Raw genomic sequence first — 26663 nt, forward strand, 5'->3', positions numbered from 1 at the left:
TCAGCGCCGATTGCACCCAGCTCTCCAGGAGGATCACGCCGCGGTCACGTCCTCGATGATGCCGCGCAGGGTGGACGCGGTGACCTCGCCCAGAACCCGGGCGGCGACGCGGCCCTCCTCGTCGAGCACGACGGTGCTGGGGATGGCTTTGGGCGGCAACTGCGCGAACTCGAGCAGAAGCACGCCGTCGGGGTCGAAGAGGGAGGGGTACTCCAGCCCGAAGGAGCGCTCGAAGGCGAGCGCAGCGGCCTGCGTGTCACGGGTGTTGATGCCGAGGAAGCCGACGTCCGAGCCTAGTTCCTCGTGCGCGGCGACCAGTTCGGGGGCCTCGGCCCGGCACGGCGCGCACCAAGAGCCCCACACGTTGATGATCAGGGGTTTGCCCGCGAGGTCTGCGGTGGACAGCGCCTCCCCGTCGAGGGTCTCTCCCTGCAGCACGGGCGCCTCCACCCGATCCTCAGCAGCGACGATCGCAACGCTGCCGTCGCCGCCCACGAAACCGGTGCTGGAGCCACGGTCCTCGGCCTCGTCATCCGATGCGCAGCCGCTCAGCAGCAACGTGGCCGCGATGAGCGCCGCGAGCAGGCGGGTCACGTGCCCACCTTCCACCGGCGGCCGGTCTTCGCGGGCAGCAGATCAGCGGCGGGCTCGGTGTAGTTGACGGCGGTGACCAGGCCGTCGCGCAGCGTGAAGCTGGTCACGGAACACAGGGTGCATTCCCGCTTGCGGGGGTCGTGCACGAAGCGGCGGCCCTCCGCGTCGAGCCGCGCGATCCAGATGGACAGCTGGTGGCTGACCATCAGCGCCTGCCCACCGTCGCCGGCGGAGACCGCAGCATCCCGGATGGCGGCCCGCATCCGGGCCGCGATCTGCGTGTAGGGCTCCCCCCAGCTGGGCGTGAGCGGGTTGCGCATGTGCCAGAACATCTTCGGGTTGCGCAGCGCCTTGTTGTCCTTGCCGAAGACCATGCCCTGGAACTTGTTGTCCGCCTCGATGACCCGCTCGTCCTCAACCACCTCGAGGTGCGCGAACAGGGCTGCGGTGGGGGCGAGGGTCTCCTTGGCGCGCTGCAACGGGGAGACGCGCAGGTGGGTGAGCGGGACGTCGCTCCAGTGCTCAGCCATCCGGGCGGCCATCTGATGGCCGAGATCTGAGAGGCCGAAACCGGGGAGGCGGCCGTAGAGCACGCCGCCGGGGTTGTGCACCTGGCCGTGCCGCATGACATGCACCGTCGCTGTGGTCATGGCCCGAGCCTACGCAGTGGGTTCAACCGACTTGCGGCGACGCCGACGCTTGCGCTGCGACGGCTTCGTCACCGGCAACCCGGCGTCGACCTGATCCTGCCTGCGGCGGTCCGCGAAGCGGGCCAAGGCCTCCGCGACTGATTCAAAGGTGGGGGCGTCCGCCGTGACGTCTACGCGCAGGCCGTGCATCTCGCAGGCCGAGGCGGTGGCCGGGCCGATGGCTGCCACGACGGTGGCGGCGTGCGGTTTACCGGCGATACCGATCATGTTGCGCACCGCGGTGGCGGAGGTGAACACGACGGCGTCGAAGTTGCCGGTCTTGATGTCTTCGCGGGTCTCGGGCGGCGGGGGCGCGGCGCGGACGGTGCGGTAGGCGGTGACCTCCTCCACCTCCCAGCCGAGTTTGCTGAGGCCGACGAGAAGGGGCTCCACAGCGACATCAGCGCTGGGCACGAGCACCCTGTCGAGGGGGTCGATGAGGTCGTCGTAGGCGGGGAACTCCCGCGCGAGAGCCCCGGTGGTGTTCTCCACGACGGGCACGAGATCCGCCTTGATGCCCATCCGGGCGAGGGCCTCCACGGTGCCGCGGCCCACCGCGGCCAAGCTGATGCCGGACAGCGCCCGGGAATCCAGGCCGTACTCCTCGAGGCGCTCCGCGATGGCGGCCACGGCGTGCGGCGAGGTGAACACCACCCACAGGTAGCGGCCGTCGACCAGGCCGCGGACCGCGCGCTCCATGGCCTGCTCCGTGCGGGGCGGCTCGATGGACATGGTGGCCACGGTCTCGGTGGTCGCGCCGTAGTGGGCCAACTCCTCGACGAGGGGGTCGAGGGGGTCCTTGGTGCTGGGGGTCACCACGCGCCAGTCGAACAACGGCTTGCCCTCGAACCAGGCGTAGCGCTGGCGGCGGGACTCCTCGATGCCGGGGCCGACGATGTAGAAGCACTCGTCCGCGTCGGAGTCCTCCACCTCGCCCCAGGTGAGCAGTTCGCTGACCTGGCCGGTGCTGCCGATGCCCGTCAGCGACAGGCAGTGTCCTTCGGGGCCGTAACGGAGCATGGCCTGCTCCGCGAGGCGGTGTGCCGCTGCGCCGGTGACGCGCATGATGAGGGTCTCGGCGGCGGGCCAGTCCTCGATGGCGGGCACCTCGACGGTGGCGTCGAGCGCGGCGAAGGAGGATGCAGCGGAAACGGCACCGAACGACAGCGCGGCACTCCACCGGTTGATGCCGGGTACGACGTTGACGCGCAGCCCGGCGGCCTCCAACACCTCCGGCAGCACGCCGCCGGCGTCTGCATCGGTGAAGTAGTCACCACTGTGCAGGCGCACGACCTTGCGCCCCTGTGCCACCGCGCTGAGGATGGCCTTGACCTCGTCGTCGCCACCCGCGACACGGATCTCCGCATGCGCAGGGGCGTACTGCGAGACTGACTCGTCGTCGGCCCCTTCATCGGTGATGACCAGATCCGCTCCGCTCAGGGCGCGGGATCCGCTCATGGTCAGCAACCCGAGGTCGCCGGGGCCAGAGCCGACGAAGGTCACAGACCCTCCAGACGGCTCGAACTCCGGCGGGGAGGCCGGAGAGGTCGTATCCATGGGGCTGGTCACGTCGAGGGGTTTCCGTTTCTTTGGCCGGTCAGGGTTGCCAGTCGTCGGAGAGGGCACGGGGCGCGTTCGACGCCAGCGCTGCACGCAGCGCGGACTCCTCGACGAACCAGTAGCCGAGCAACTCCTGATCCACGAAGGTCACGGGCACATGGTCTGTGAACCGCGACCGGAGCTGCTCGTCGGTATCCACGTCGAGGCTGCGCCAGCCCACTCCCAGTTCCTCGCAGGTGCTGCGCACCGTCGCTTCAGCCTCCACACAGAGGTGGCAGCCGTCGCGGGTCAGCAACAGAACCCGTGAGGGTGGAGCCACTACTTGCCGGCGCGACGACGCTGGATACGGGTGCGCTTCAGCAGCTTGCGGTGCTTCTTCTTGGACATACGCTTGCGACGCTTCTTGATGACAGAACCCACAGTGTGCCTTTCTAGCCGGGGTTGTACTTATCCGAATACTCCTGGCCCACGACGGGCCAGACTCTCAATCTTAACCCGCAGTGGGCGGGATCGACCAATCTCTCAGCCGCCGGCCATCTCGATCCCCCGCGCCCTGCACGCCTCGACGGCGTCGAGGAACGCGGCGCGCACGCCGTGGTCGTCAAGCGTGCGCAGCGCTGCGGCGGTCGTGCCGGCGGGCGAGGTGACCATCTCACGCAGCTGGCTGGCGCTCTTACCGGATTCGGACAGCATCACGGCCGAGCCGACGAACGTCTGGTTGACCAGCTCCGTGGCCTGCGCGCGGCTCAGGCCCTGGTGCACGCCACCTTCGATCATGGCCTCGGCGATGTAGAAGAGGTAGGCGGGCCCGGAGCCGGACAGCGCGGTGAGCGCGTCGAGTTGCGACTCCCCGATCACCACTGCCTTCCCGACGGCCTGCAGCAGTTCGCGGACGCGCTCGACGTGCTCGTCGGTGGCATGGCTGCCAGGCACGATGCCGGCCATCCCCTTGCCCACGAGAGCGGGGGTGTTGGGCATCACGCGGACGACCGCCCTCTCGGGGGCCGCCTCCTCCAACTGCTGCACCGTCACGCCCGCGGCGATGGAGACCACGAGGCTCCCCTCCCCCAGGTCAGGCAGGCAGGCGCCCAGGATGGCGGTGATCTGGTGCGGCTTGACGGCGAGCACCACGGTGTCGGCGGCCGCCGCCTCCGCGAGGGACACTCCGGTCACGCCGTGGCGCTCCTCGAGCTCCGCGACACGGGGCTCATGGGCGTCGACGATCCGGATGTCGGCGGCGGGGATGCCCGAGGCGAGCCAGCCCGCGATGAGGGCCTCCCCCATCGCGCCGGCGCCGATGACCGCGATCACCTGACGAGCAATTCTGCGATCTGGACGGTGTTGAGCGCGGCGCCCTTGCGGAGGTTGTCGTTGCTGATGAACAGCACGAGCCCCTTGTCACCCTCCACGCTCTGGTCCCGGCGGATGCGCCCGACGAGCGAGGTGTCGCCACCGGCGGCGTTCAGAGGCGTGGGCACCTCGGCCAGTTCGACGCCGGCGGCCCCGGCGAGCACCTCGCGGGCCTCGTCGGGTGTGATGTCGCGGCCGAAGCGGGCGTGCACCGTCAGCGAGTGGCCGGTGAACACCGGCACGCGCACGCAGGTGCCGGCCACCAACAACTCAGGGAGGTGGAGGATCTTGCGCGACTCGTTGCGCAGCTTCTTCTCCTCGTCGGTCTCGCCCTCGCCGTCGTCGACGAGGCCGCCTGCGAGGGCCACCACGTTGAACGCGATGGGTGCCACGTACGGGCCTGTGCTGGAGGGCCGGAACTGCGAACCGTCGTGGGCCAGCACCGTGGGATCCTCGATCTGCCCCAGCTGGGTGGCGAGCGTCTCCACACCGGCGAGGCCTGAGCCGGAGACGGCCTGGAAAGTGGTCACCTGCATGGCCTCGAGCCCCGCCGCGTCGTGGAGGGCCTTCATGACCGGCATGGCGGCCATGGTGGTGCAGTTCGGGTTGGCGATGATGCCCAGTTCGGCCTTCGCGACGTCCTCGGGGTTGACCTCGGCCACAATCAGCGGCACCCGGTCATCGAGCCGCCAGGCGCTGGAGTTGTCGACGACGGTGGCCCCTGCGGCCGCAACCTTCTCCGCGTACTGCTTCGAGGTGCCGCCGCCTGCGGAGAACAGCGCCACGTCCAGGCCAGCGAAGTCCGCCTTCGCGATGTCCTCGACGACGACCTCCTCCCCCTTCCACGGCAGCGTCCGCCCCGCGGACCGCTCCGAGGCGAAGTAACGGATCTCATCGACGGGATAGTCGCGCTCATCGAGGAGGGCGCGGAGAACCCCGCCGACCTGCCCGGTGGCACCAAAAACTCCAACACGCATGGTGCGGAGTCTACGCTCCCCCGCGTCGCCGGCCCGTCACCGTCCGCCAGCGCAGGCCCCTAAGCGTTCGCCAGCGAGCTTGCGAGCCAGCGAACGACGCTTGTGCTGAGCCTGTCCCAGCGCGAAGCGCCGGACAGGTCGAAGTAAAGGCCCCCCGCAGCCGGTCCCTGAGCGTGCCCCGCGAGGAACGAGCCGGGCACGACGAAGGGCCCCCGCAGCCGATCTGTCACCTGACCCACATCGGGTGTGCTCCGCCGAGGATGGGGGAAGAAGGACGCGAGTGTTGCCCATGCGCATCGACGGCGACATTCGGTTGTCACGTCCCAGCGTGGCCTCGAAACTCGCGTCCTTCATCCCCCACCCTCGGCTTCAACACTTCTGCTCGTTGGGTCTCGGTGCCGAAACCGTTGTCAGCGCGATTGCCGGAGTGTCCGGTGTCGGGGTACGTGTTGGTTGGTCGCCGTTGTCGGGCAACTAGGGACCTGGGTACGGGTTGGTGCCGGAGAAGCACTTGCATCCCCCCGACCCCGGCCCCTCCTTGGAGTCTGGCTGGTCGAGCCTGTGGTCAGGGTCCGGTCCCTGAGCGTGCCCCGCGAGCAACGAGCCGGGCACGACGAAGGGCCCCCGCAGCCGATCCGACACCTCAACCACAGGGGTCAAGGTCACAGTCACGCTGCGGGGCCCTTCGTCGTGCCCGGCTCCTTCGTCGCAGGGGCCACGCTCAGGGACCAGCTACTTCTTCTCGGGGCCTCCGAACATCACAATGTTGTTGAACACCCACTGGTTGCGCTGCGAGAAGGTGTAGCCACCCTCCGCCTTCGGCGCAGCAGCATAGACAGTGGTCATCGTGTACGAACGGCACGCATCCCCACCAGTAGCCGCAGTCTTGCACTCCGTGCGCCACTGGCGGCCAGCCGAGGTGAACACACCCGTCGCAGCATCGTCGGTAGCGGCCAGGTCACCCAACGGGTTGCCCTTCCACGACGCCTCCGTCATGTACGGCAGGTACGTCAGGTTGTTGAACGCCCAACCCTGCTTGACCACGAACTGGCCGTTCTCGATCAGCACCACAGTGGCCCAGATGTCCGTGCGGCAGCGCTCCGTCTGCGAGTACGGCTCACACTCGGTCATCCAATCGCGACCGTTGAGGTTCCGATGCAGACCAGGCAACGTGTACGGCGCGGTACGCACATACTTGTCCACCACAGGCTTCGTCGGCGTCACAGTCGGGGTCACCGTCGGCTTCTTCGTCGGCGCCGGAGTGGTCGGTGCAGGAGAGGTCGGCTCATCCGTCGGATCCACCGTGGGCTCGTCCGTCGGATCGACAGTCGGCTCAACCGTCGGATCCACCGTGGGCTCAACAGTCGGCTCAACAGTCGGCTCAACCGTCGGATCGTCCGTCGGATCCACCGTGGGCTCGTCCGTCGGGTCCACCGTCGGCTCCTCCGTCGGATCGACAGTCAGCTCAACCGTCGGCTCCGGGTCGACGACGGGCTCGGCGCACTGGAACCAGGCGTTGGCCCAGTTGAAGTGGTCCTGCCCGTTGTGGCCGTTCGGGTCGAGCACCAGTTGGACACGCTCAACGCCGGTGACGTCGATGGTGGCCCGCTGCGTGCCCGAGGCGGGGGTGACGACGCCAGAGGTCCACAGGTCCTCGCCACTGCCGTCCTCGACGGTGGCGATGACGCTGGCGGCGCTGTTGCCGGTACGCATGCGATCGTCGATGCCGTAGTCGAACTGAAGCTGCGTGCAATCGGCGGGGACGTCGATCACCACGCGGGACGCGGCGTGCGCGCCGATGCCCTTGGCGTAGGTGCGGCCGCTCAGCGTGATGGCGCCTCCGTCGCCCGCCTGATTCTCGCCGTTGGCCCGGTCGCGCTCCGCGGGACCCCAGCCGTTGGTGGACGAGACCCACTCCATGTCGGAGAGGTAGGTGCCGCCCGCGATCAGGTCGAAGGACCCGGTCACCAGAGTCATGTCCCCGCTGGTGAGGGTTGCGGTGAAGTCGTCCCAACCCGTCCGATCGGCCGAATCGAGCTGCAGCGACACCGTCGTGGTGCTGTTGGGCGCCACGGCCACGGTGGCGGGCTGGCCGAGGAAGATCTCGTTGCGCTCCACGCCGAGCGTCACGGAGTGCGCCTCGTCGGTGCGGTTGCGCACCTCCACGCTCAGCGTGACCTTGTCGCCGGCCTGCTGGACCGAAAGCTTGTCCGCGGTAATGGGGCTGGAGGCCACGACGGTGGCGTCCGCGATCGCGCGGATGACGGCGTCGCGCTTGGCGTCCATCGCGGCGCGGTTGGCCTGCAAATCCGCCAGGCTGATCGGGTGCGTCAGCGCCGCGGCCACCGCGGCGTGCTGCTCGCCCAACTCCTCCTTGGCGATGTCGAGCAGCTCGGCATCCTCCTGGCCGTCCTTGAACAGTTCCCATCGGATGGACGTCACCGGGCCGTCGGCCCCTGGGTAGACGAGGTACTCGTCGCCCTGCGCGTAACGGAAACTCGGGTTCTCGTAGACGTCGACCGGCCACGAGTTGTACGTCCAGCGCAGGTAGCCGTCGAGGTCGCGCTGCTCTACCACCCACGGGATCACCCGCACGTTCATGGGAGCTGATGCCGTGATGGTGTTGGGGTTGGTCGGCTGGGCCCACGTGTAATACAGGGTGGGCTGCCCCTCCGCGCGGCGGCGGTCGATGAGTTCCTGCGACACGTTGTTCAGGAACGACAGGTTGAACGCGATGTAATCGGCGATATCAGCCTCGGCCAGGGTGTTGGCGGCCAGCGCGATCTTGTTGTTCCATTCAGGGTTGACCGCATCGACCACCGCGAACATGGCGTTCATCCGGGTCAGCGTCTGCTCGTCGAAGGCCAGCGACGTGTCGTCGAACCAGCCCTTCTCCTTCAGGTGCGCGTCGAAGGCGGTGAGGAAGTCGCCCCACGCCTTGTTGTAGCGGGCGCTGCCCACAGTGACCGGCTCGCTGACCGACTGGCCGGTGCGGGTGTCGATGTAGTACAGGCGGTCGCGGCTCTGGAACTGCAGCATCGTGAACGCGTGGATGCGGTTGGCGATGCCGGCGGCCTTCGCGTCGGTGACCAGTCGGTCGAACACGTCGAAGTCGAACGTGAAGTCCGTGCCGTCGTAGTGCCACTCGACGGTGGAGCGGTAGTTGCCGGCCGTCTGCGGCCGGATGACGCCCTGGTGATCCACCAGCCACGGGTCCTCGACGATCGCGAGGTTCAGCACGTCCTGACCGGCCTCGGCCATGTCCTCCCAGTACGGGACGAGGGCCTGGAAGTGCTCTTCGCTCCAATGCTCGAGGCCCAGGTGGTCGGCCACCGTGTCGGGGTGCTGCCACAGGTCGAGCACGAACGGGCGGTCCGGCACGTCGCGGAACTCGAGGTCAGGCACCTCGACGGTGAGCGGGTAGCGGCCCACCTCACCGGCGGAGGTACTGACGGTAATGGTGGTGGTGTAGGTGCCTGCAGCCGTGCTCACGGGGACGCGCACGGTGAGCCAGATGGGCTGGTTCATGCCTTCCGGCACGTCCACCGATTCCCTGACCTCCAACGGATCGGCGATGAGCTCCCCGGTCAGACCCGTCTGGTTAGGGATGTAGCGGGCGTAGCGGACGTCCACGGTGCCGGGGAAGTCCCCACCTGCGACGGTGGCCTTCAGCCCCGTCACTTCGGTGCCGGCCGTTACCGCGAGCTGGGCGCTGGCGCGGCTGTTGGCCGGAATGAGCAGGTCAAGATCGTGGGCCTCCTCGATGGCGCCGCCCACCCGCCCGACGCGGGTCATCGACGAGGTGTCGAACGAACCGGTGGGCACCCACACGTGGGCGTCCACGCCGGCAGGGATCTCCCGCAGGCTCACCGGGAAGAGATCGGCCGTCGCGGAGACGCTCTGGCCCGCGCCGGTGGCGGTGGCCCGGTAGGTCGTGGACCAGGAGCCCGCGAGGATGTCGGCCTCGGTCACGTTGTGGCTGGGGCTGTTGTTTTTGCAGGCATAGCTGGCGCCGGGGGCGAGCGACGAGTAGTTGCAGGCCGGAGCGGAGCCCGACGGTGCGGTGAACGTGATGTTGGTCAGCGGCACGTTGCCGGTGTTGTGGACCTCCACCCACGGCTGGATGCGGTCGCCCAGCATGCCGTCGGGCGCGTTGGCGTAGATGGCGTCGACCACCGGGCGGATCTCGAAGGCCGGCTGCGCCACGAAACCGGTGCCCTGCGCGACCTGCACGTCGATCTGGTCGAAGCTGGTGCCCTGCGCGTTGGCGTAGGTGACCTCGACAGGGTGACGGCGCGCGTCCGCGGTCACGGGCGGCGTCACCTGGAGCGTGACGGTCGTCGACTCGCCTGCGGCCAGGGCCGGCACCGCGACGGGCTCGGCGGCCCAGCCGTCGGTGCTGACATCGACGCTGCCCGCAGGCAGAGCGACGCCGCTCTGGTTGGTGACCTCCACGGTGACGGGGGCGGCGACGCCACCGGTCATGTTCGACGCGCTGGCCTCCAGGCTGGCGCACACGCCGCCCAGCCAGTCAAGGTCGAACGAGGTGTAGGAGATGTGCCGGTAGCCGTCGCGCTCGTAGAAGAGGCCGAAGCCGCCCTCGCCCAGCACGCCGTTCTCGTCGGGCAGCGGGGTGAGGGTGGAATACCCCACCGCACCGGACTGGATCTCCTTGGCGACGGGCCAGGTGTCGCCGGAGTCGCAGGACATGCGCACGGTGAGGTTGCGGCGCACGTTGGTGTTGGCGGTGTTGGAGAACAGCAGGATCTGGGCCTTGGGATCGGTGGGTGCCGCGTCGGGGAAGGCCCGGATGATCGAGCCGTTGTTGGCAGGGTCGGGAAGCTGGGCGTCACGCTGGAACGCGGTGTAGGTCTCGCCCTGGTCCTTGGAGATGGCCACATTCCGGGCAGGAGCCGCGCGCGAGTTGAGCATCACGTCGCCGTTGGCGAGCTCAACCGTCTTGTTCTCGTCAGCGCCGGGGCCCACCCGGGAGGAGGCCTGCCAGGTGGCACCGTGGTCGTCGGAGTAGGCGGAGAATGCGTAATTCTGGCCGTTGCTGCGCACGGTGTACTGCTGGATGAGGCGCCCGGCGTGCTCGCCCTGGCGCAACTGGATGCCCTCGCCGGATGCAGCGAAGAACCCTCCCCAGTTGGTCTTACCGGCCTTCAGCTGATCGGTGATGCGGTGGTGGGTCCAGGTGAGACCGTTGTCCGCGGAGACGGAGTAGTCGGCGTGGAGCACGTTGGGGTCCCCGTGGCTGGCGCCGGTGCCACCGCCTGCGAAGCCCTGGTTGATGGAGGCGGCGTAGAAGAGGAACACCTTGTCCTCCTCGCGGTCCACCAGCACGGACGCGTCGCCGTAGCCGTTGGGGGCCGGGCTCTGGCGCACCACGGTCTGCGGGCCCCAGGTCTCACCGCCGTCGGTGGAGCGCCGCATCAGCATGGTGATGTTGGAGGGCAGGTCCGCCATCGACGGGCGGCCGTCGTAGAAGGCGAGGATGTCGCCGTTGGGCGCGACGGTGAGCGCCGGGATGCGGTAGCGCAGCCAACCGGCCTCACCGCGGGTGGCGAGGTCCTTCAACTCGAGGCCCTCGGCCAGTCCGTCGGCTGAGCCCCAGGGGGTGGGCTCTGCAGGATCGGTGGGCTCGGGGTCGACTGGGGGATCCGTGGGTTCGACGGGTGCTGCCACGGGGAGCGAGCCGTTGAGGGTGGTCACGATGGGGTCGCCGCCTGCGGTGGGGGTCTGCGTCCAGGTGAGGTCGAACTCGGCCTTGCCTGCCGCGGCGTCGGCCTCGGTCACGGTGTAGGTGATCTGCGGGTTGCCGGTGGGCGCGCAGCTGTAGACACCTGCCACGCCTGCGGGGAATCCCTGCCAGTCACACTGATCGGCGTTGGTGAGGGTGGTGGAGCTTCCCACGATGTTCCGCTCTGGCGCCTGCGCGTCGGATTGCATGCGGAACCGCAGTTCAACGACGTCGCCCACCTCGTAGACGTCCTTGGCTGGCAAAACCCGCTCCAGTTGGACCTGCCCGATGTTCACGTCCTGCCACTCCCCCACGGCTGGCGTGGTGGAGGCGGCAGCCTGTTGCACAGGCCCCGTGACCAGCCCGGTCATCGCCATGGCGGCGGCAACCAGGAGTGCAGAAAGTCGTCGTAGCTTCATCGCTTGCGTCCCCTTCGTGGCACACGGGCATCCTTGCCCGCGTGAGGTCAGGGTAGGACACACGCGCAGGGAATCCCACCGTTATCGCCGAGCCGATCAGTCGCAATGACGAAGGCGTCATCCTGAGTGTTCGCGAGGGACGAGCGAACGTATCGACGGAGCCCCGCCGCCGTTCCCTGAGCCAGCCGCTCGCGGCTGGTCGAAGGGCCCCCGCAGCCGATCTGCCACCTGATCCACAGCGGCTGCGTTCCGCCGAACTGCTGTGTCTGTCTGGTTTAGCTGAAGGGTTTGGTACCGACTATGTACGAAGGCCTTCAGCTAAGACGCCATAGGCAGTTCCGCGCCTGTTCCACTGCGGCGGTGTTCCGCCGAGGCTGGAGGGGGAAGACGGACGCGAGTGTTACCCATGAGCTTGGACGGCGACGTTTGGTTGTCGCTTCCCGGCGTGGCCTCGAAACTCGCGTCCTTCTTCCCCCACCCCCCGCTTCAACGCCTCTGCTCGTCGGGGCTCACTGCCGACACCGTTGTCTGCGTGGTCGCCGGAGCGCCCGGCGTCGGGGTGCGTGTTGGGTGTCGCCGTTGCCGGGCAACCAGGGCTCTGAGTGCGGGTTGGCGCCGGAGAAGCACTTGCATCCACCCGACCCCCAGCATTGCGAGGGTGTTGAACTTCGTCGTTCAAGGTCCTGTTCACTCGGGAGGCTGGCGGGGCATCTGCCCCACCGCCTACTACGTGCACACCCTACTGGGAGCAGTTCCAGCCACGGCGATGCGGTGAGGACACTCATCGGTTCTGACCAAACCGGCCCGTGGCGTGCCCCGCGACGAAGGAACCGACACGACGCTTCACCACGGGGGGCCAGGGTCTCAGCGGCCGATCCAGCCCATCAGCACGGGCAGCAGCGGGGCGCCGAGGAAGGCGACGATGTCGAGCAACGAATGCACGACGACCAGCGGCATCACCCGCTTGATCTTCAGGTACAGCCAACCGAAGGCCAGGCCCATCACGAGGTTGCCGATGAAACCGCCGAAACCCTGGTAGAGGTGGTAGCCGCCACGGATGAAGGCGCTCACCACGATGATCACCCACATCCGGCCGCCGCTCTGCGCCCAGCGGGTGAACAGGTAGCCCACCATGACCACCTCTTCGAGCACACCGTTCATGATGGCGCGGGCCACGAGCATGGGGATGGTCCACCACGTGGCGGCGAGGTTGGCGGGCGAGACCTGCGTGTTGATGCCGATGGCCACCGCGAACAGGTAGAACGCCAGCCCGGCCACGCCGATGACGGCGAAGATGCCGAAACCCCAGGCCAGGTCGAAACGGGGCCGACGCAGGTCGAAGCCCATCACCCGCCACGGGCCCTCCGGCGGGCGGTGGTGCACGGCCAGCAGGAACAGCACCAGCACCACCGGCATCAGCGGGAACACCAGGCCTGCGAGTTGGTAGGCGAAGTCGAGCCACGGCCGGTCCGGCGTGGTGGAGGTGTTCATCCGCGTCACCTGCTGCCCGAGCGGTTCGGGGCGGGTGAGCTTGTTGATGATGGACAAGATGGCGTAGACGGCGGACTGACCCAGCGAGATCAGCAGCACCACGACGATCTCGGCGCGCAGGCGGTTGAGCCGCGGGCGGGGCGCGACGGCTTCGGACATGGGCTCAGCTCTTGTCGGCCACGGCGCGCAGGTAGCTGAAGGCGGTGCGCGGCCTGGCCGCAATCCGGGTGGTGAGGTACTCGAACCAGCCGGGGCCGAACGGCACGTAGGTGCGGGACCGGTAGCCGATGTCGGTGAGGCGCCGCTGCTCGAGCGGGCGCACCCCGTAGAACATCTGGAACTCGAACCCGGAGCGCGGGATGGCGTTGCGCCTGGCCAGGTCCTGCGCGATGGCGATCAGTGTGGGGTCGTGCGAGGCCAGCATGGCGTAGGCGCCCGATTCCATCGCGACGCGCAGGCAGCGCACCAGGGCGAGTTGCTTGTCCCGTTCCTTGCGGAAACCCACCGACGGCGGCACCGGGTAGGAGCCCACGCACAGGCGCAGCCGCGCCCCGTCGGACGACAACTCCGCGACGTCGCGCTCCGCCCGTCGGATGTCCGCCGGCAGGGTGATGCCGAGCGTGGGGTAGCCGTCGTGCGCCCAGCGCCACAGATCGATCGTGGCCTGGTACTCGTCAGCTCCCTGCATCTCCAGCGTCAGCAGTGCTCCGGCGCCCTCGGCGGCGGCGCACAGGTCGCCCAGCACGGCGGCGGCCCGGTCGCGGTCCGCACGCAGCCCCAGCGACGAGGGCTTGACCGAGAGCTCGGCCCCCTCGGCCAGGTCCCCGAGGTCCGTCAGCGTCTCGGCGATCATCTCCGGGGATTCCGACTCGTCGTCGCTGACGGGGAGGTAAGCCAGCGAGATCAGCAGCCCCTGTGTCCGCAGCTTGCGGGCCACGGAGATGGCCGCGGATTCCTCGGGCACGACGTAGGCGCTGGCGAACTCCTCCGCCACGCCGCTGCCCAACGCTGCGTTCTGCACGCGTCGGGAGCGGATGATGGTGCGCACGGCGCTGTTGACTCGGGACATGGTCATTCCTTCCCGGCGGAGGCCTTGGCGAGGGTGTCGCGGATCCCGCGCAGGGCGCCGCCGAGCAGGTCTTCGCGTTCGTGCCTGGAGCGGGCCCGCCGCGTCGACACCTCGAGGACCACGTGCCCGGTGTAGCCGCGGCCTGCGATCTCGGCGAGGACCTCCCACGCGTTCTGGTCCCCCTCGCCGGGCAGGAGGTGCTCGTCCTTGAATGAGCCGCGGCCGTCTGTGAAGTGCACGTTGGCGAGCCTGTCGCCCCAGGCGTGCACGAAATCCATCGACTGGCGCTGCGACGTGGAGGCGTGCGACAGGTCCAGCGTCAGGTAGTCGTAGTCGTACGGGGTGGGGTCCCACCCGGGTAGGTAGGTCTTCATCGACCCGGCCGGGGTGCGCCACGGGAACATGTTCTCGACGCAGAACTTCACGTCGCTGTCCGCGTTGAGGCGCTTGACGCCCTCCACGAAACCGGCCCCGTATTCGCGCTGCCAGCGGAAGGGCGGGTGCAGCACGACGGTGTCGCCACCCAACTGCTCAACCGCCTCGCCGGATCGGCGGAGCTTGCCCCAGGCGTCGCTGCCCCACGTGCCCTGGGTCACCAGGAGGGTGGGCGCGTGCACCGAGAGGACCGGCACCCCGTGGTAATCGGCCAGCTTCTTGACGGCGTCGATGTCGGTGGACAGGGAATCCACGCCGATCATCAACTCGATCCCGTCGTAGCCCAGCGCCGCGGCCAACTCGAATGCGCTGGCGGAGGCTTCCGGGTAGACGGAAGTGGTCGACAACAGAACCTTCGACTGGGTCACACCGGCTACCCTACCGCGCACTCCGCCTCGCCGTAATGCTCCCTTATGGGGCCCCGATTAGTAGTTTCGGCCCCCTGGGAGGAACAATGACGCTATGCACGTCGACCATCTGATCTTCGCGACCGGCCCCGACGGCCTCAAGGCAGAGGCTGCCCGCCTGGCTGAAGCGCTGGGCACCGACTACAAGGACGGCGGGTTCCATCCCCGCTTCGGCACCCGTAACCACATCATCCCGCTGGCCGAAGGCCGCTACATCGAGGTGGTCGAGGTGCTGGACCACCCCGCAGCAGACAAGGCAGCCTTCGGGCAGGCCGTCCGCGCCCGCTCCGAGATGGGCGGCGGCTGGATGGGTTGGGTGGTCAGCGTCAACGACATCTCCCCCTACGAGCAGCGCCTCGAGCGTTCCGCGGTCCCGGGTTCGCGCCAGTTTCCCGACGGCCGCCGCCTCGAATGGGCGCAGATCGGCATCCGTGGCCTGATCGCGGATCCGCAGCTGCCCTACTTCCTGGAGTGGAAGTCGGATGACTCGCTGCGCCCCGCCGCGCTCCACGGCGACTGCGCCGTCAAGCAGTTGCAGATCTCCGGGTCCGCCGAGCGCCTCTCTGAGTGGCTCGACATCGAGATCGGTGAGGACATCGACGGCATCGGCATCGATCTGGTCGCCCCGCACGGCACCCCCGGCATCAACTCGGTGACCTTCGAGACCGCCTCCAAGGGCACCGTCACCGTCTGATTGTCGGCCCCCTCGCCTAGGCTGCACGCGTGGCGAAGAAACAGGACACCTACACCTGCACCGAGTGCGGCTGGACCTCCGTACGGTGGGTCGGCCGCTGCGGCGAGTGCAACGCCTGGGGCACCGTCGTGGAACGCGGCGCCCCCAAACTCAGGGCGGTCGCGTCGTCGGTGCCGTCGGAGCAGGCGGTGCCCATCTCCCAGGTGCCGACAGACACGGCGCAGCGCAAGCTGACCACCATCGCGGAACTCGACAGGGTGTTGGGCGACGGTCTCGTGCCCGGCGCCGTCGTGCTGCTGGCGGGCGAGCCCGGGGTCGGCAAGTCCACGCTCCTGCTCGACGTGGCCGCCAAGTGGGCCCGCTCGGGCGAGAAGACGCTCTACATCTCCGGGGAGGAATCCGCCTCCCAGGTGCGGCTGCGCGCCGAGCGCACGGGCGCCGTCGACGATGCGCTGTACCTCGCCTCGGAGACGGATCTGGGCACGGTGCTGGGCCACATGGAACAGGTCCGCCCCACCCTGCTGGTTCTCGATTCGGTGCAGACCATCTCCACTGCGGAGGCCGACGGCGCCCCCGGCGGGCCCAGCCAGGTCCGGGAGATCACCGCGGCCATCGCGCGGGTTGCGAAGCGGGAGAACATGGCCGCCATCATCGTCGGGCACGTCACCAAGGACGGCGCCATCGCCGGTCCGCGCACCCTTGAGCACCTCGTCGACGTGGTGCTCACCTTCGAGGGAGACAAGCACTCGGGCTTCCGCATGGTGCGCGCGACGAAGAACCGCTACGGCCCGGCTGATGAGGTGGGGTGCTTCGAGATGAACGAGAAGGGCATCGTCGAGGTGCCGGACCCGTCCGGCCTGTTCACCACCGCCCAGAACGAGGCGGTGCCGGGCACCTGCGTCACCGTCACGATGGAGGGCAGGCGACCGCTGCTCTCAGAGATCCAGGCCCTCGTCGCCCCGTCGCCGCAGTCGTCTCCGCGGCGCACCACGCACGGCCTCGACGGCTCGCGGCTGGCCATGGTGCTGGCCGTCCTGGAGCGCAAGGTCGGCCTGAAGCTGTCACAGCACGACGTGTACGCCTCGACGGTGGGCGGCGCCCGCGTCACGGAACCGTCGGTGGACCTGGCCGTGGCCATCGCGGTGGTCACCGCTGCCCTGGACAGGCATTTCCCGCTGCGCCTGATCGCGCTCGGCGAGGTCGGCCTCGCCGGGGACCTGCGGCGGGTGCCGGGCGCGGAACGGCGGCTGGCCGAGGCCGCCCGGCTGGGTTTCGAGGTGGCGATCATCCCCACCGGCTCGCGCGACGTGACCACCCGCGTGCCGAAGCTGGGCAACCTCCAGGTCATCGAGGTGCCCACGCTCTCGCAGGCGCTGATCCAGCTGAAGTTGGCGGATCCAGTTGGCTGAGTGGCTGCGCATCGGCGAGGTGTCGCGGCTGACGGGGCTCACCCACCGGACCCTGCGCCACTACGATGATCTGGGCCTGCTGGTGCCCAGCGGGCGCTCCTATGCGGATTACCGCCTGTACTCTGGCGTGGACATGGAGCGGCTCTTGGCCATCCAGCACCTCAAATCCCTGGGTCTCAGCCTCGATGAGGTTCAGCAGGTCCTCGACGACCCGGGAGCGGACGCGGCCGAGATGATCGGCCGCCACATCGCGGCCACAGAGGGACGCATGGCGGCGGAGCAGCAGCGGCTCACACGGCTGCAACGGCTGCGCGACGCCGCGCAGACCGGCTGGGAGGACGTGCTCGACGCCATCGGCGCCGGCGAGCGGTTGGCCCACACAGATCCCAGCGTCCGGTTCCGGGCGGCGCTCACAGAACACTCCGCCGCCTCCGTGGATGATCTCGTGGAGCGGCTGCGCTCAGATCCTGAGCCGGGCGTGCGCGAGGCCGCCACGTGGGCGTTGGTGCAGCGCGGCGCCGCGGCGATGGACGCCATCTCCTCCCTGGCCGACGGCGACGAGCAGGCCCGCCACGCCCTGGCGCATGCGCTCGGCAAGCTGCGCGAGCCCGCCGGGGTGCCCACGCTGGCCGCGCTGCTGGCCGATTCCGCGGCGCCGGTGGCGGCGAAGGCCGCCTTCGGACTCGGCCAGATCGGCGGCGAGGCCGCCGTCGCGCCGCTCATCTCCGCTCTCGGCGACGAGCGGCAGGCAGTGCGGGAGGAGGCAGCCGCCAGCCTGGCACGCCTGCCGGAGGCCGCCGGCGCCCTACGGGACGCGGCGGCCGGCGGCCCTCCTCCTGTGCGGCTGCATGCGGTCGAGGCCCTGGGCAGCCACGCGGATCCGGCAGATGTGCCGGTGCTGATCAGCGGCCTGCGCGACGAGGATCCGGAGATCCGCCTCGCCGCGCTGCTCGCGCTGGGGCAGCGCCCGGAGCCGGCGGCCGCTCAGGCCGTCCGGGGCGAGGCGTCCTCGGTGGATCACCGCATCCGCATGGTGGCCGAGCGGCTGGCCAGGTCGGACTGACCGTCCTGGTGCTCAGCCAGGAAGCGACGCGCGACCGCGGCGAGCTGAGCATCATCGCCCTCCGCGACACGGGTCAGCGCCTCATCGGAGGCGGAGCCGAGCTGCCCCAGGGCGGAGACAGCGGCGAGCGCCACGTCGGCGTCCTCATCGGCAGCAGCGCGGGCCAGCGCCTCGGCGGCGGAATCCGCCTCGGGCCCACCCACGTAGCCCAGCGCCTCGGCGGCGTGCTCGCGCACCGCGGCGGACCCGTCGGTCAGTCGGGCGACGAGCGCGTCGACGCCGCCTTGGCCCAGCCTGCGGAACGCGTCGCTGAGGGCGTCGCGCTGCAGGTGGTCGCCATCGCCGAGGCGGGCGGCCAGGTCTTCTGCGGCCAGGCGTCCGCCGGTGTTCGCGGCGGCCCGGTAGGCCTTGAGCGCCACGTCGACGTGCTCGTCGGCCACCAGGCCGCGGACGTGCTCGAAGTGCTCGGGGTTGCCCACCTTGCTCACGACGTGGGCGCCGGTGAAGCGCTCGTGCTCGGAGTCGCTCTTCAGGAGGGCGAGGATCTCGTCGTTGGCCTCATCGGCGTGCTGGACCACGGCCCAGGTGAGGTCTTCCTTCACGCGGCCGTCGGTTTCGGTCTTCAGATGCGCGAGGAGGGCCGGCACGATCGCGGGATCCTGGAGGGACCCCAGCGCGAGCGCGGCGTGACGCCGGTCGGTGCCGACGGTGGAATCGAGCTGCTTGATCAGGGTCTGGACGTTACGTGTCATGGTGATGAAGCTAAAGCCTCACGTCGCGTGAGGGTCAAACGCGCCTGCGAGGAACCGCCCCCACTAGGCTGTTTACATCACGAGACAAGGAGCAGCGATGCCGGATCTGGCCATGATCACGAGGCTGGGCACCCTCATGGTGCGCCACATGGGCGCCTTCAACGCGCAGACCTCCGACATCCCGGGCGACGACGCCCGCAGCTCGGCCACCGCGAAGGACGCGCAGAGCTTCACCGAATCCCTGGAGGAGATGGGCCCCACCTTCATCAAGTTCGGCCAGCTGCTATCCACGCGGCAGGACCTGCTGCCGCCGGCCTACACCGACGCGCTCAGCCGGCTGCAGGACGGCGTCACGCAGGTTGACGTCGAGGAGATCCACCAGCAGGTCGAGGCATCGCTGGGGGCACCCGTCAGGGCGATGTTCGAGGAGTTCGACGACGCTCCCCTCGCGGCGGCATCCTTGGCGCAGGTGCACCGCGCCGTGACGAAATCCGGGCGCGACGTGGTGGTCAAGGTGCTGCGCCCCGGCGTGCGCGCCAAGGTGCGCTCCGATCTGGATTCCCTGGGCGACCTCGCGGATTTCGCCGACAAGAACACCCCCGTCGGCCCCAGGCTGGGTGCCGCCCGCATGCTGGGGCAGTTCCGCCGCTCCATGGCCGACGAACTGGACTACCGCAAGGAGGCCGCCAACCTGCGGCTCTTCGCCGAGCTCGCCGAGCCGGAGCCGGATCTGGTGCTGCCGGCGCCCATTCCGGATTACTGCACCGACGACGTGCTGACGCTGGAGTACATGCCGGGCAAGAAGATCACCGACGTAGGCCCCGTCGAGCTGCTCGACGTCGACGGCGAGGCTCTGGCGGCTGCACTCTTCCGGTTCATGCTGAAGGCGATGCTCGTCGACGGCATCCTCCACGCCGATCCCCACCCGGGCAACCTGTTCCTCACGCCGGATCACCGCATCGCGATCCTCGACGTGGGCATGGTGGTGCGGCTACCCGTCCGGGTCCGCACCTCGTTGGTGAAGCTGCTGGTGGCCATCGGGGACTCCGACGGCGAGGCCGCCGCGCTCATTCTGGCCGGTATGGGCCACCCGTTGGAGAACTACGACGCCGCGGCGTTCCGAGACGAGGTCTCCCACCTGGTCTCCTCCACCCTGTCGATGGATTCGGAACTGCAGGTGGGCACCGTCCTGATGGAGTTGGCCCGCATCTCCGGCGAGCACCACCTGCGTCCGCCGGCCGAGATGACGATGGTGGGCAAGGCGCTGCTGAACCTGGACCAGACCACCCAACACCTCGACCCGGATTTCACCCCCATCGACGCTATCCGCGCCAACATCCCCACCATCCTCCAGGCGGGCCTGGCGCCGAGTGCCGGACAGACCCTCCTGGGTGGCATCGAGGGCAAGGAGTTCGTCGAGCGGCTCCCCCGCCGCGCCAACCGCATCCTGGATTCCCTCGCCGAGGGCGAGCTGAGCTTCCGCGTCAAGGCCCTGGATGAGCACCGGCTGTTCATGGTGCTGCACCAGCTCGCCAACCGGTTGTCGATGGCGCTGATCCTGGCCGCAATCACCATCGCGGCAGCGCTGCTCATGTTCGCCGACGTCGGCCCCCGCCTGTTCGGCTACTCGGCGCTGGGCGTGGTCTTCTTCCTCCTCGCCGCCGTCGGCGGGATGGTGATGGTCGTCGCCATCCTGCTCGAGGACCGGCCCTCCGCCCGCAAGGTGAAGCACGCCGAACGCCGGCGTCGCCTCTCCGACGACGCACCCACGCGCGTAGACTGACGCCACCCACGAAGGAGTTGACGTGCCAAGGACCGCCATCCGCCGCTACCTGAAGCTGCTCGCGCCAGGTACTCAGTTGCGCGGAGGGCTGGACCGCATCCTGCTGGGCCGCACCGGCGCACTGATCGTGCTGGGCAACAACGCCAAGGTGCAGCAGGTGTGCTCCGGCGGCTTCCAGATCGGCGTCGACTGCACCGAGCAGAACCTTCGCGAGCTTGCCAAGCTCGACGGCGCCATCGTCTTGTCCAACGACCTCAGCCGCATCGTCGCGGCCGGCGTGCACCTCGTCCCGGCCGGCGGCCTCCCCACCGCCGAGACCGGCACGCGGCACCGCTCCGCAGACCGGACGGCGCAGGCAGCCGGCGTACCGGTGGTGACGGTGTCGGCCTCGATGAACACGGTCTCGCTGTTCCACGGCGGCCGCCGCCACCCCGTCGAGACGGTTGCCCAGGGCATCAGCCGGGCCAACCAGACCCTCGCCACCCTGTCGCGCGTCGTGACGCGGCTCACGGATCAGCTCGACCAGTTCACGCTCCTGGAGATCGGCGAGCAGGTGACGTTGCGCGACCTCACCCATGTCGCCCACCGGCTGGAGCTCACCCGCAGGCTTTCGGTGGAGATGCAGTTCCACGTGGACGTCCTGGGCGTGGAGGGGCGGCTGGTGTCGCTGCAGCACGCAGAGTTGGCCAGCCACTTCGACGGGATCGCCGATCTGCTGACCGAGGATTACGCCCACAACCTGACCGATCCGGCAGGTTTCGACCTGCTGGCGTTGCACAACTTCTCCCCCGAGGAGCTGTTCAGCAGCTCGCTGGTCGCCGAGCGGCTGGGGTTCAGCGCCAACCTCGAGCAACCCCTCACGACGAGGGGCGTGCGGCTGCTGTCGCGCGTGGGTCGCCTGCCGGTGCCGATCGTCACCAAGCTGGTGGAGCGGTACTCGTTGCAGGAGATGTTCGGCGCCTCGGTGACGCAGTTGATGGAGATCGACGGCATCGGCCCGCAGCGGGCCCGCCAGATCCGCGACGCCCTGCTGCGGATCACGGAATCCTCCGGCCCCTGAGCATCCCCCATCAACGGCGACGTCGCCCACGAGGCGAACCGCTGAGCGAGCACTCTTCTTTCCCCGACCCCGGCGGAGCATCGCGGTGATCCAGGTGCCGGACACGCTGCGGGGGCCCTTCGTCGCCGCGCGGGGCGCGACGCTCAGGGACCAGCGACGCGTGAAGGAGTGGCCGGGGTCGGGGGGATGCAAGTGCTTCTCCGGCACCGACCCGAACCCAGGTCCCTAGTTGCCCGACAACGGCGACCAACCACCACGCACCCCGACACCGGACACTCCGGCAACTACGCCAGCAACGGTTTCGGCCCTGAACACCTGCACCAGAAGCGCTAAAGCCGAGGGTGGGGGATGAAGGACGCGAGTTTCGAGGCCACCCCGGGACGCGGCAGCGCAAGGTCGCCGTCCAAGCGTGAGGGCAACACTCGCGTCCTTCTTCCCCCAGCCTCGGCGGAACCCACCCGCGGTGGAACAGGAGACAGACACGCTGCGGCGGCCCTGCGTCGCCGCGCGGGGCGCGACGCTCAGGGACCGGCTGCTATGGTGGGCGGCGAACACAGGGGAGCGCCACTGGGGCGCTGAGAGTGCGGATCACCGCAGACCCTCAAACCTGATCCGGTTCGTACCGGCGTAGGGAGTTGGGATTCTCCTCGGCGTGCCGCCGAGCCCTCCGAGAAGGAGTGGATATGAAGTTCATCACCAAGGGCGCAGCAGTCCTCGCTGTGCTGGCTCTGGCGGCCTGCGGCGGCAACGCATCGGATCCCGCCCCCGAAGGCGGGTCCACGGCGGAGACCACGTCGTCGGACACGCTCACGGTGGTCACGCACGGTTCCTTCGAGTTGCCGGAGGAGCTGACGGCGAAGTTCGCCGAGGATTCCGGTCTCGAGGTCACCTACGTGCAGCCCGGCGACGCTGGCGCCATGGTCAACCAGCTCATCCTCACCAAGGACTCTCCGTTGGGTGATGTGGTGTACGGCATCGACAACACGTACGCTTCCCGCGCCTGGGATGAGGGTGTCCTCTCCGAGTACGAATCGGAGGCGCTCCCCTCCACGTCCGCACAGTTCAAGGCAGAGGGACTGACGCCCATCGACTTCGGCGACGTGTGCATCAACGCGGACACCGAGTGGTTCGAGAAGAAGAACCTCGACGTGCCCGCCACGCTCGACGACCTGGTTAAGCCCGAGTACAAGGATCTGCTCGTGGTGACCAACCCGGCGTCCTCCTCCCCCGGGCTGTCGTTCGTGCTGGCCACCATCGGCGCCAAGGGCGATGGCTGGCTGGACTACTGGGCCGCGCTGAAGGACAACGGGGTGAAGGTGGCCTCCGGTTGGACGGAGGCGTACTACACCGATTTCTCCGGCGCCGATGGAGAGGGCCCCTACCCGCTGGTGCTGAGCTATGCGTCGTCGCCGGCCTACGCCCCGACCACCGAGGCGTTGCTGGAGACCTGCTTCCGGCAGGTCGAGTACGCAGGCGTCATCAAGGGCACGCAGAACGAGGAGGGCGCCCGCGCCTTCATCGACTTCCTGCTGAGCCCCGAGGTGCAGGCCGCCTTCCCCGAGTCGATGTACATGTACCCCGTGGTCACCGACACCGAACTGCCCGAGGAATGGGCCGCCAACGCACCGCTGGCCACCAGCCCCATCGAGGTCGACTCCGCGGAGATCGACGCCAACCGCGAGCAGTGGATTCGCAGCTGGACCGAGGCCATGGGTTGAGGCAGACGCTGACCTGGCGGCTGGGATGGGCGCTCGCAGCGCTCATCCCAGCCGTCTTCCTCCTGCTCTTCTTCGCGTGGCCGGCGGCCACGCTGGTGGGCCGCGGCTTCCACGACGGCGACGCCTGGACGCTCGACGGCTTCCACACCGTGTTCACCTCGCGTCGCACCTGGCGCGCCATCGGCTTCACGCTGGGCTCAGCCACCGTGTCGACGGCGCTGTGCCTGCTGCTGGGCCTGCCCGGCGCCTACCTCCTCTACCGCTGCAGTTTCCGTGGCCGCGACCTGCTGCGTGCCCTCATCACCGTCCCCTTCGTGCTGCCGACGGTGGTGGTGGGCGTCGCGTTCGGCTCGCTGTTGCGCCCGGACGGGCTGCTCGGCTGGCTCGACCTCGCCGGCACCCCCGCCGCGATCCTCGCCGCCATGGTGTTCTTCAACTACTCCGTGATCGTGCGCACCGTGGGCACCATGTGGGCGCGCCTCGATCCCCGCCTCGGGCAGGCCGCCGGCACGCTCGGCGCCCCTCCCCTCCGGGCCCTGCGCACCGTGACGCTGCCGGCGCTGACGCCGGCCATCGTCTCCGGCGCCTCCCTGGTGTTCCTGTTCAGCGCCTCCGCCTACGGCATCGTCATGGTGCTGGGACAGACCCGCTACAGCACCATCGAGACCGAGATCTGGTTCCTCACCACGCAACTGCTGGATCTGCCTTCGGCCGCTGCCTTGTCCATCACGCAACTGGTGATCGTGACCGCCGCGCTGTGGCTCAGTGGCCGGGCGCAGGCCCGCATGACGAGGGCCCTGAAACTGCAGCCCGACGTCGACGCCGGGCGGGGCCTGAACCTGTCGCGCGACGGGGCGGCGCTGGCCACCACCCTGGCGGTCGCCGTCGCGCTTCTGGGCCTGCCGTTGGCTAATCTTCTGTGGCGCTCGCTGCACCGCGGCGGCGAGTTCACCGTCGAGAACTACGTGGCGCTGGCCGCCCAGAGCGTGGGTAACGTCAGCGTGTGGGACGCGCTGCGCACCTCCCTGATCACGGCGCTGGCCGCCACCGCGCTGGCGGTGACGCTGGGCGTGCTGGTGGCCCTGGTGGCGTCGCGGCGCCCCCGTCGACGGGCCGGCCGCGACGCGCTCACCGCGCTGGAGTCGCTGTTCCTGCTCCCCCTCGGCGTCTCCGCCGTGACCGTGGGCTTCGGCTACCTCATCACGCTCAACCGACCCCCGTTGGACCTGCGCTCCAGCATCGTGCTGATCCCGATCGCGCAGGCCGTCGTCGCCCTGCCGCTGGTGGTGCGCACCATGCTGCCGACGCTGCGGGCCATCGATCCGCGGCAACTCGAGGCCGCCGCCACACTGGGCTCCACGCCGTGGCAGGTGCTGCGGCGCATCGAACTGCCCAACCTCGGGCGGGCGATGGGGCTCGCCGTCGGGTTCGCTTTCGCCACGTCGTTGGGCGAGTTCGGCGCCACCAGCTTCCTGGCTCGCCCCGACAACCCGACCCTGCCGGTGCTGATCTTCCGGTTGTTCGGTCGGCCCGGAGCGGAGAACTACGGCGCCGCACTGGCCGCATCCGTGGTGCTGGCAGGATTGGCAGGAATCACGATGGCTGCGGCGGAACGCCTGCGGCCGAAGGAGGTGGCGGCATGGTGAGCGGCCTTGAGGTACGCGATGTTACGGTCCGGTATGGGGCCACGGTCGCCGTCGACGACGTGTCGCTGCGGGTCGAACCCGGCACGATCGTCGGGCTGCTCGGAGCATCGGGCTCCGGAAAGTCGACCCTGCTGCGCGCGATCGCCGGGCTGCAACCGCTGTCGTCGGGCTCGATCCTCTGGGACGGTGAGGATCTGGCCCCGGTGAAGGTGCACAAGCGGAACTTCGGCCTCGTCTTCCAGGATGGGCAACTTTTCCCCACGATGAACGTGGCCAAGAACATCGCCTACGGCCTCGGCAAGCTCTCCAAGGCGCAGCAACGCGAGCGGGTGGAGGAGATGCTCGATCTGGTGGGCCTGGCCGGCTACGGGGACCGCAAACCCACCGAACTCTCGGGCGGCCAGGCGCAGCGCGTGGCGCTCGCGCGTTCGCTGGCGCCAGCGCCCAGGGCTCTGCTGCTCGACGAGCCGCTCTCGGCGCTGGACACCGCCCTGCGCCGCCGGCTGGCCGACGACCTGGCCCGCATCCTCCGCCAGACGCACACCACCGCCGTCTATGTCACGCACGACCATCAGGAGGCCTACACCGTCGCCGATTACGTGGCTGTGCTGGACCAGGGCGAGCTGTTGCAGCTCGATGCGCCGGAGTCGCTGCGCGAGTGGCCGAAGAACATGCAAGTGGCGGCCTTCCTGGGCTACCGGGCCTTCGTAGTGGAAGCCGAGGCGCGCCGTCTGGGGTGGAGCGGGTCGCTGGGTACCGGGGAGCTGTTGGGGATCGGCCCCGCATCACTGCAGCTGGATCCCCATGGTGTGGAGTTGGACATCGTGGATCAGACCCTCACGGTCGATGACGTCGAGATCAAGGTCGCCCTGCCGGACGGGCAGACTGCGACGGTGAGTTCCCCTGCGAAGATCGATGCGCTGTCCGTGCGCGTCACGCTGGTGGGTGGCGCTGTCGTCCCGGCGTGACGCCAAACGCACCCCGCCTGCTGGGGACCACCGCGCCTGGGACACAATGTCGCTATGCCTAAGATCGCCGCTGCCTCGGTGGCAGAGCATCGTGCGCTGATCGAGGACAAACTTCTCGACGCCGCTGAAGCCCTCCTCAGAGCCGGGCTGCCGGTGACAGCCGGCAAGGTGACGAAGGACGCGGGCATCGCGCGCAACAGCATCTACCGCTACGTGGACAGCATCGACGACCTCCGCGGCCTCGTCGTGGCGCGCCATCTGCCTGCGTGGGCGAAGGCAGTGGACAACGCCATCGCCGAGGTGGAGGATCCGGCCGACAGAGTGGTCGCCTGGGTGGAGGCCAACCTCGAGCAGGCCGCGAGCACGGGCCACGGTTGGCTGATGCAGATGGCCCAGCAGCCGGGCCCGTCGCAGGCCACCTCGGCCATCGCGGAGCGTGCCCACAACGCCCTGCGCGCCTCCGTTGGCCGCGCGTGGGAGGGCCTCATCGAGGACCCGGAGCGCGCCCGCCTGCAGATCGCATTGACCAGGGGCATGCTGCACGCGGCCTTCATCCAACTCGACAGAGGCTTCCCCCCGGAGAAGCTGATCCCCTCAGTCGTGGCCGCCACCCGGGCGATGGTCACGGCCGCGACGGCACAGGCCTGATCCGCATGGCGCCAACGCTCAGCGCATGGCGCCAACGCTGATTCGTCCCCGCCAACACACAGGTACACGACGCCGACCCAACGTCACCGAGCCAGAACTGTTTCCCGGCCCCTGTGACATGACGCCAGCGACAAACACCAACCCACGCACCAAGACACCCAACCTTGGCGGCCACGACACGAACGTTG

General features: G+C 69.1%; 21 protein-coding genes and 1 riboswitch. Of the genes, 9 read left to right on the plus strand and 12 right to left on the minus strand.

Features of this window, described 5'->3' with window-relative positions:
• Nucleotides 1–33: 33 nt before the first annotated feature.
• The 11 genes from BN1186_RS02750 to BN1186_RS02800 form a co-directional block, all read right to left on the minus strand.
• The gene (locus tag BN1186_RS02750; protein WP_040282283.1) at nucleotides 34–594 is read right to left on the minus strand and encodes a TlpA family protein disulfide reductase; all 561 of its coding nucleotides are present in this window, start codon (nucleotides 592–594) and stop codon (nucleotides 34–36) included.
• Nucleotides 591–1244: a histidine phosphatase family protein gene (locus BN1186_RS02755; RefSeq protein WP_040282285.1), complete on the minus strand. Its 654-nt coding sequence runs from the start codon at nucleotides 1242–1244 to the stop codon at nucleotides 591–593. The genes BN1186_RS02750 and BN1186_RS02755 overlap by 4 nt, the downstream gene beginning before the upstream one ends.
• 9 nt (nucleotides 1245–1253) lie before the next feature.
• Nucleotides 1254–2840, minus strand: coding sequence for a uroporphyrinogen-III synthase (locus BN1186_RS02760; RefSeq protein WP_074436902.1), 1587 nt, complete (start codon nucleotides 2838–2840; stop codon nucleotides 1254–1256).
• 40 nt (nucleotides 2841–2880) lie between these two features.
• Complete coding sequence (locus BN1186_RS02765; RefSeq protein WP_246043221.1) at nucleotides 2881–3138, minus strand: glutaredoxin family protein; 258 nt, start codon at nucleotides 3136–3138, stop codon at nucleotides 2881–2883.
• 23 nt (nucleotides 3139–3161) lie between these two features.
• Nucleotides 3162–3263 (minus strand): 30S ribosomal protein bS22, encoded by a 102-nt coding sequence (locus tag BN1186_RS02770; RefSeq protein ID WP_074436903.1) that lies wholly within the window; start codon nucleotides 3261–3263, stop codon nucleotides 3162–3164.
• A gap of 102 nt (nucleotides 3264–3365) precedes the next feature.
• Nucleotides 3366–4154, minus strand: coding sequence for a pyrroline-5-carboxylate reductase (proC, locus tag BN1186_RS02775; RefSeq protein WP_040282290.1), 789 nt, complete (start codon nucleotides 4152–4154; stop codon nucleotides 3366–3368).
• Complete coding sequence (locus tag BN1186_RS02780) at nucleotides 4151–5170, minus strand: aspartate-semialdehyde dehydrogenase (RefSeq protein ID WP_040282292.1); 1020 nt, start codon at nucleotides 5168–5170, stop codon at nucleotides 4151–4153. Before BN1186_RS02780 ends, proC begins: the two co-directional genes overlap by 4 nt.
• Before the next feature lie 732 nt (nucleotides 5171–5902).
• Nucleotides 5903–11332 (minus strand): glycoside hydrolase domain-containing protein, encoded by a 5430-nt coding sequence (locus BN1186_RS02785; protein ID WP_082031076.1) that lies wholly within the window; start codon nucleotides 11330–11332, stop codon nucleotides 5903–5905.
• 864 nt (nucleotides 11333–12196) lie between these two features.
• Nucleotides 12197–12982: a CPBP family intramembrane glutamic endopeptidase gene (locus tag BN1186_RS02790; protein ID WP_040282294.1), complete on the minus strand. Its 786-nt coding sequence runs from the start codon at nucleotides 12980–12982 to the stop codon at nucleotides 12197–12199.
• A gap of 4 nt (nucleotides 12983–12986) precedes the next feature.
• On the minus strand, nucleotides 12987–13892 hold the full coding sequence (locus tag BN1186_RS02795) for a proline dehydrogenase family protein (RefSeq protein ID WP_052459694.1): 906 nt from the start codon (nucleotides 13890–13892) through the stop codon (nucleotides 12987–12989).
• Nucleotides 13893–13894: 2 nt separating this feature from the next.
• The gene (locus BN1186_RS02800) at nucleotides 13895–14674 is read right to left on the minus strand and encodes a sugar phosphate isomerase/epimerase family protein (protein ID WP_246043222.1); all 780 of its coding nucleotides are present in this window, start codon (nucleotides 14672–14674) and stop codon (nucleotides 13895–13897) included.
• Between the two features lie 115 nt (nucleotides 14675–14789).
• Here BN1186_RS02800 and BN1186_RS02805 point away from each other — a divergent pair, with 115 nt between their 5' ends.
• The 3 genes from BN1186_RS02805 to BN1186_RS02815 are packed head-to-tail and all read left to right on the plus strand — an operon-like array spanning nucleotide 14790 to nucleotide 17900.
• Nucleotides 14790–15428, plus strand: coding sequence for a VOC family protein (locus tag BN1186_RS02805; protein ID WP_040282298.1), 639 nt, complete (start codon nucleotides 14790–14792; stop codon nucleotides 15426–15428).
• A 29-nt stretch (nucleotides 15429–15457) separates the two neighbouring features.
• Nucleotides 15458–16837, plus strand: coding sequence for a DNA repair protein RadA (radA, locus tag BN1186_RS02810; RefSeq protein WP_040282301.1), 1380 nt, complete (start codon nucleotides 15458–15460; stop codon nucleotides 16835–16837).
• Nucleotides 16830–17900, plus strand: coding sequence for a HEAT repeat domain-containing protein (locus tag BN1186_RS02815; protein WP_052459695.1), 1071 nt, complete (start codon nucleotides 16830–16832; stop codon nucleotides 17898–17900). The genes radA and BN1186_RS02815 overlap by 8 nt, the downstream gene beginning before the upstream one ends.
• Here BN1186_RS02815 and BN1186_RS02820 read toward each other — a convergent pair.
• Nucleotides 17855–18652, minus strand: a complete 798-nt coding sequence (locus tag BN1186_RS02820) for a HEAT repeat domain-containing protein (protein WP_040282302.1) — start codon at nucleotides 18650–18652, stop codon at nucleotides 17855–17857. The two genes, BN1186_RS02815 and BN1186_RS02820, sit on opposite strands and share 46 nt — an antisense overlap.
• A gap of 97 nt (nucleotides 18653–18749) precedes the next feature.
• On the opposite strand from BN1186_RS02820, the gene BN1186_RS02825 reads away from it, so the two are divergent.
• The 6 genes from BN1186_RS02825 to BN1186_RS02850 all read left to right on the plus strand — a co-directional run bounded on the left by BN1186_RS02825 (nucleotide 18750) and on the right by BN1186_RS02850 (nucleotide 26475).
• Nucleotides 18750–20435 (plus strand): ABC1 kinase family protein, encoded by a 1686-nt coding sequence (locus BN1186_RS02825; protein ID WP_052459696.1) that lies wholly within the window; start codon nucleotides 18750–18752, stop codon nucleotides 20433–20435.
• A gap of 22 nt (nucleotides 20436–20457) precedes the next feature.
• The gene (gene disA, locus BN1186_RS02830) at nucleotides 20458–21495 is read left to right on the plus strand and encodes a DNA integrity scanning diadenylate cyclase DisA (protein ID WP_040282304.1); all 1038 of its coding nucleotides are present in this window, start codon (nucleotides 20458–20460) and stop codon (nucleotides 21493–21495) included.
• A gap of 545 nt (nucleotides 21496–22040) precedes the next feature.
• Nucleotides 22041–22146, plus strand: a riboswitch (TPP riboswitch).
• A gap of 32 nt (nucleotides 22147–22178) precedes the next feature.
• Nucleotides 22179–23213, plus strand: coding sequence for a thiamine ABC transporter substrate-binding protein (locus BN1186_RS02835; RefSeq protein ID WP_040282305.1), 1035 nt, complete (start codon nucleotides 22179–22181; stop codon nucleotides 23211–23213).
• Nucleotides 23210–24859, plus strand: a complete 1650-nt coding sequence (locus BN1186_RS02840) for an ABC transporter permease (protein ID WP_246043223.1) — start codon at nucleotides 23210–23212, stop codon at nucleotides 24857–24859. Before BN1186_RS02835 ends, BN1186_RS02840 begins: the two co-directional genes overlap by 4 nt.
• Nucleotides 24853–25827 (plus strand): ABC transporter ATP-binding protein, encoded by a 975-nt coding sequence (locus tag BN1186_RS02845; RefSeq protein ID WP_040282307.1) that lies wholly within the window; start codon nucleotides 24853–24855, stop codon nucleotides 25825–25827. The genes BN1186_RS02840 and BN1186_RS02845 overlap by 7 nt, the downstream gene beginning before the upstream one ends.
• 54 nt (nucleotides 25828–25881) lie before the next feature.
• Nucleotides 25882–26475 carry a TetR/AcrR family transcriptional regulator gene (locus tag BN1186_RS02850; protein ID WP_040282308.1) on the plus strand — a complete coding sequence of 198 codons (594 nt, stop codon included), beginning with the start codon at nucleotides 25882–25884 and terminating at the stop codon, nucleotides 26473–26475.
• The last annotated feature ends 188 nt before the right edge of the window (nucleotides 26476–26663 follow it).

This window comes from Tessaracoccus massiliensis (assembly GCF_000826065.2).
In the GTDB taxonomy this organism is placed as follows: domain Bacteria; phylum Actinomycetota; class Actinomycetes; order Propionibacteriales; family Propionibacteriaceae; genus Arachnia; species Arachnia massiliensis_A.